The sequence below is a fragment of the Dietzia sp. SYD-A1 genome (genome assembly GCF_015356725.1).
Lineage (GTDB): Bacteria > Actinomycetota > Actinomycetes > Mycobacteriales > Mycobacteriaceae > Dietzia.
Genome location: NZ_JADDKI010000082.1, coordinates 1 through 5,061, shown reverse-complemented (window position 1 = coordinate 5,061; position 5,061 = coordinate 1). Strand labels below are relative to the sequence as shown.

Genomic DNA, 5,061 nt, shown 5'->3' with positions numbered 1-5,061 from the left:
CGCCACCGCCACGCCGCTGATCACCCCGACGATCTGCCCGACTCCGAACAACGACCCCACCACGCCCCGCTGCTGCTCGGGGACGCGATCGGCCATCAGGGCGGCCAGCACCGCGAACGGTCCGTTGAATCCCAGCTGCACCAGCACCCAGCCCGCGACCGTGGCCGGCCCGGAATCGGAGGTCAGGAGCAGCAGTTGGCCCGCCACCCCGATCGCCGTGCCCGCGTACACCACCGGCATCCGGGTGCCGAGCCGCGCGCGGCACCGGTCGGAGACCAGGCCCCACAGCGGGTTGGCCACCAGGGCGACGGCGGCCCCCGTGCCCACCACCAGCCCGAGCAGCGCCTCGCGGCCGTCCGGGCCACCGATCCTGTCGGTCTGCACGGGCAGGAGGATCTGGAGCGGGCCGAACCACGAGGCGAAGACCGCCACGACGCCGAGGGTGAGCGCCAGGATCCACAGGGGACCGACGCGGTCGGCCGGTCGGGTCACCGCACGCGTTCCCAGTTGGCCGTCCACGCCTCGGCGCCGCCCATGAGCTGACGCTCCAGTTCGGGCCGGTCGGGCCCGGCCCGGTGCAGCAGGTCGGCCGCCCAGTCCGCGTAGAGCCCGTACTGGGCCACACCGTCGACGTTGAGGTCGTAGACACGGTCACCGAACCGCCACCGGTCCATCACCTCGCCGCTGAGCGCGGTGAACGGGTAGACCAGGGGATCGGTGGCCGCGCTGGGGCGCGCGTCCGCGAGGTGCGCCAGGCCGTTGACGTCCGAGCCGTAGCCATACCCGGCCCAGGGGCGGGTCGTGCCGGCGGTGTTGGCGCGCCAGGCCTCGAGGAAGCCGGTGTCGAAGGTCTCGGTCGCATCGGCGGGCCAGGCGAACGCGGCCACGAACCCGCCTTGTTCGTGCATGCGGCGCGTGATGCCCTGCGTGGCCCAGGTGTGGTCGGAGATGAGCCCCGTGTACCCCGACTCCGCGGCGATGTCGAGCGTCCGCGTGGCCGTCTTGACGCTCATGTGGTCGATGTTGATCACCATGCCGCGCGCCATCATCCCCCGCACGGCGTGCTCGCCGAGCGGGGTCAGTCCGCGGACGTTGCACAGTGGCGTCTCGGGATACACGGGCAATGCCGCTCCCGCGGGGGCGCCCCCGGTCACCGCCGCCAGCCCGTCAGCGACCGGGGTGCTCGCGATCGGCTGGTCGTGGTCCGCGTCGGGGCCGGTGCACGGCTCGGTCTCCCAGAACCGCTGGGTACCGATCTTGTTGCCCACGTTCACCGCCAGGCCCGCCAGGTCCTCGTCCATGCGGGCGCCGCCGAGGGCGTTGTCGAACTTGTGGACCGGGAACACGGTGGACACGCCCCACGAGGCGAATTCGTCGAGGCCGCGGTCGATGTCCTCGGCCGAACACAGCGGCTCGTCGTTGACCATCCGGCAGCCGAACGGCTCGGACGCCTCGACGCCCACCGTCACCGCGAGCTTGCCCTGCGCGGCGATCGACCGGACCTCCTCGGGAGACCGTGCGATCCGGAACCAGCCCCGGCCGGGGCCGCCGTGCTCGGCGTCGATGTGGGCCTCCATCCGGTTCATGTAGTCGACCTGACGACGCAGCTGATCCATCTCGTCACACGAGTACGGCGAACCGATGAGCATCTCGCACAGCACCCGGTTGGCGACCAGGTAGTTGTTGAGCACCCGGAGGCCGCCCCGCCACGCGCGCTCGATACCGGTGTAATAGGCCTGCTCGTGCAACTGCGAGTTGGAGGCCGGCCACTGCGCGAACGTGGGGTAGCCCTGGGCGCCGCCCGGAACCGCGGTGCCGCCGAGGACCGACTCGAGCAGCGAGAAGTGTCCGAAGTCCGAGTGCGTGGGGCAGTCGGCCAGGGCCTGCGCCATCCCGCCGGGGGCGAAAGGCTCACCGCACCGTAGGGCGCCGCCGAACGCCTGGGAGGCGGCGATGTGCGCGTGGGCGTCCACCATGCCCCGGATCGGCGTGGCGGACGCCGCGGGCGCGGCCGTCAGCGGGACGGTCACCGCGACAGCCGAGAGCAGAGCCAGCGCCGAGCGCGCCCATCTGCCGGTGGTCGTGGACCTCGTGGTCGAACTGCCGTTTCCCATGGACGTGCCCCTCTCAGACGGCGCCCGCCGTGGGTCGGCGGGGGCGTCGGCGTGAAAGGGAGATTAACCAAGGTTCGGCCGTGGCACGGCCCGTTCCCGGAGATTTCTGGACAGCTGTTCAGAGTTGGGTTCGCACCGCTGGGGCGTGTGTGGCGGGAGCGTCAGTTGGTGTCCGCGACCAGCGGTTCTATGGTGAGGTGCTCCATCTCCTTGCTGATGTACTGCAGGCGCCACTTGTCGCCGAACAGAGCCAGGAGTTCACCGTCGGTGCGCTGGAACACCTCCACCCCGCGCTGCCGGCCGAGTTCGTCGGCGGAGGCGGAGTCGGTGCGGCGGGCGATGGAGTACGGCAGGCGGTCGACGACCACCTCGACGTTGAACTCGGCCTTCATGCGGGCGGTGACGACCTCGAACTGCATCGGCCCGACCGCCGCCATGACGGGGTTGGCATCCCCACGCGTGTCGTTGCGCAGGATCTGCACCACGCCCTCGGCGGCCAGCTGGTCGATGGCCTTACGGAACTGTTTGTACTTGCCCAGCGACTGCGCGCGCACCACGGCGAAGTGCTCGGGTGCGAACTGGGGAATCGGCGGGAACTGCACCTTCTTACCGGTGTAGAGGGTGTCGCCGGGTGCGAGGGCGGTGGCGTTGACAAGGCCCACGACGTCGCCCGGGTAGGCGGTCTCGACGGTCGTGCGGTCGCGGCCGAACACGGTCAGGGCGTACTTGGTGGTGAACGGTTTGGAGGACTGGGCGTGGGTGACCACCATCCCGCGCTCGAACTCCCCGGAGACCACGCGCATGAACGCGAGCCGGTCGCGGTGCGCGGCGTCCATGCCGGCCTGAACCTTGAACACCACCGCGGAGAACGGATCCGAGGTCTCCCGGGGTGCTCCCGTCACGGTCTCCCACGCGTGCGGCGGTGGGGCCAGTTCGACCAGCGCGTCCAGGATCTGGTGCACACCGAAGTTGAGCATCGCGGAGGCGAAGATCACCGGGCTCGTCTCGCCGGCCAGGTAGAGCTCCTGGTCGTGGTCCTGCCCCATGGCGGAGAGCAGTTCGGACTCCTCGACGGCCGTCTCCCACACCTCGCCCTCCCGCTGGGCGGCGGTGTCCGGGTCGTAGTGCTCCTCCGGGGCGATGGTCGATCCACCGGCGGTGCGGGTGAAGTGGATGTATTCCTCGGGCGCACCGTCGGGGCCGCGGCGGAGCAACCCCCGGTAGTCGCCGGCGATGCCGACCGGCATGAACAGCGGGGTCGGCACCAGGCCGATCTGCTCGGTGATCTCGTCCAGCAGCTCCAGTGGCGCCTGCCCCGGACGGTCCCACTTGTTGATCACCGTGATGATGGGCAGGCCGTTGTGCTTGCACACGCGGAACAGTTTGAGCGTCTGTGGCTCGAGGCCCTTGGCGGCGTCGATGAGCATCACCGCCGCGTCGACGGCGGTGAGCACCCGGTAGGTGTCCTCGGAGAAGTCGGCGTGGCCGGGGGTGTCGACGAGGTTGATGACGTAGGGCTCGTCGTCCTCGGCAGACCCGGAGGGCTTGTAGGTGAACTGCAGCGCGGTGGAGCTGACGGAGATGCCGCGGGCCTTCTCCATCTCCATCCAGTCCGACACGGTGGCCCGACGGCCGGATTTGCCGTGGACGGCACCGGCCTCGGTGATGACGCGCGCGTGCAGCGCCAGCGCCTCGGTGAGCGTGGACTTGCCGGCGTCCGGATGGGCGATCACCGCGAAGGTCCGGCGGCGTGACACCTCGGACGCGACGTGGCCGGACGCATCCGGACCGGACGGCCGTCCGGTGGTCCCGGTGTGCTCGGCGGTCTCGGTCACGCGTCCTCCTCGGTGCTCCGGCGGCCCTCGCCGTCGTCATCCCAGGGTACGTCCGTGCGCGGTCGAGCACCCAATCCGCGGGTGCGCCGCCCGGGGTCGGCGGGCGCGCGAAAGCAGTGGTCACGCGGGTCGGTGATCGCTCCCCGGGCTCGGTGCGCCGGGGTGCACGACGTCGGTGGACGGGTCGCGCTCGACCAGGAACGACTCCCGGCCTGTCTCGGGGTGGCCGGGAAGCGCGAGGTAGGTGAAGCCGCGGGCGGTAGGGCTGTCGATCACCGACGTGACCACGCACGGTGCCGCGATCCTGAGCCACGCCCCCGACCCGGTGCGCGGACGGAGCGTGACGGTGCGGCCGACCGTGGCGGGACCGTCGGAGACGACGACGAGGCCGGCGCGGCGATGCATGTCCCAGGTGAACAGTGCGCGGCTCGCGCGGTCGAAGAGGTCGGCCCCGGAGCCCAGAACGGCGTCGCGTCGGAACCACCGGGGGCGGCTCACGCGGAGTGGACCTGGTTCTGGGCGGTCTCCAGTCCGTGGGTGAGCAGGAGCTCGACCGCGTCGGCGGCGTCCTGCACCAGGAACGGCACGTCGGGCTGCTCGAGCTTGGAGAAGCGCTTGAGCACGTAGTCCGCCACGGCCATGCGCCCCGGTGGCCGGCCGACCCCCGCGCGGACCCTGATGTAGTCCCTGGTGCCCAGGGCTGCGGTGACCGAGCGGAGCCCGTTGTGCCCGCCCTCGCCCCCGCCGCGCTTGAGACGGACCTGTCCGAAGTCGATGTCGATCTCGTCGTGCACCACGATCACGTCGGTGGGCGCGACGGAGAAGTACTTGGCCACCGCGGCGACGGGCCCCCCGGACAGGTTCATGTAGCTGCGCGGCCGGGCCAGGATCACGGCCTGGTCGGCGACCCGCGTCTGGGCCACCTCGCAGTTGGTCCGCTTGTGTGTGGAGAAACTCGCCGGCATGGGCAGGGCGCGGGAGGCCAGCTCGAGCAGCACGTCCCAGCCGATGTTGTGGCGGGTCCCCTCGTAGTCGGGACCGGGGTTGGCCAGGCCCACCACGAGTCGGGGCCCGGGGGTGTCAGCGGTACTCACGGTCTCATGGTCCCAGAC

At 71.1% G+C, this 5,061-nt stretch carries 5 protein-coding genes; all 5 read right to left on the bottom strand.

What is annotated here, in order from left to right; genetic code table 11:
* Positions 1-492 (bottom strand): MFS transporter (locus IY392_RS04365; RefSeq protein WP_309234002.1); only part of this gene is annotated, 492 nt, incomplete at its 3' end.
* Entirely contained in the window at positions 489-2,114 is a 1,626-nt protein-coding gene (locus IY392_RS04360; RefSeq protein ID WP_228549009.1) for a hypothetical protein, read from the bottom strand. The genes IY392_RS04360 and IY392_RS04365, both read right to left, overlap by 4 nt.
* A gap of 161 nt (positions 2,115-2,275) precedes the next feature.
* The gene (locus tag IY392_RS04355; RefSeq protein WP_182627345.1) at positions 2,276-3,949 is read right to left on the bottom strand and encodes a peptide chain release factor 3; all 1,674 of its coding nucleotides are present in this window, start codon (positions 3,947-3,949) and stop codon (positions 2,276-2,278) included.
* A 120-nt stretch (positions 3,950-4,069) separates the two neighbouring features.
* Positions 4,070-4,447 (bottom strand): DUF1990 family protein, encoded by a 378-nt coding sequence (locus IY392_RS04350; RefSeq protein ID WP_194860601.1) that lies wholly within the window; start codon positions 4,445-4,447, stop codon positions 4,070-4,072.
* Positions 4,444-5,043 carry an aminoacyl-tRNA hydrolase gene (gene pth, locus IY392_RS04345; RefSeq protein WP_107756938.1) on the bottom strand — a complete coding sequence of 200 codons (600 nt, stop codon included), beginning with the start codon at positions 5,041-5,043 and terminating at the stop codon, positions 4,444-4,446. Before pth ends, IY392_RS04350 begins: the two co-directional genes overlap by 4 nt.
* Positions 5,044-5,061 lie beyond the last annotated feature (18 nt).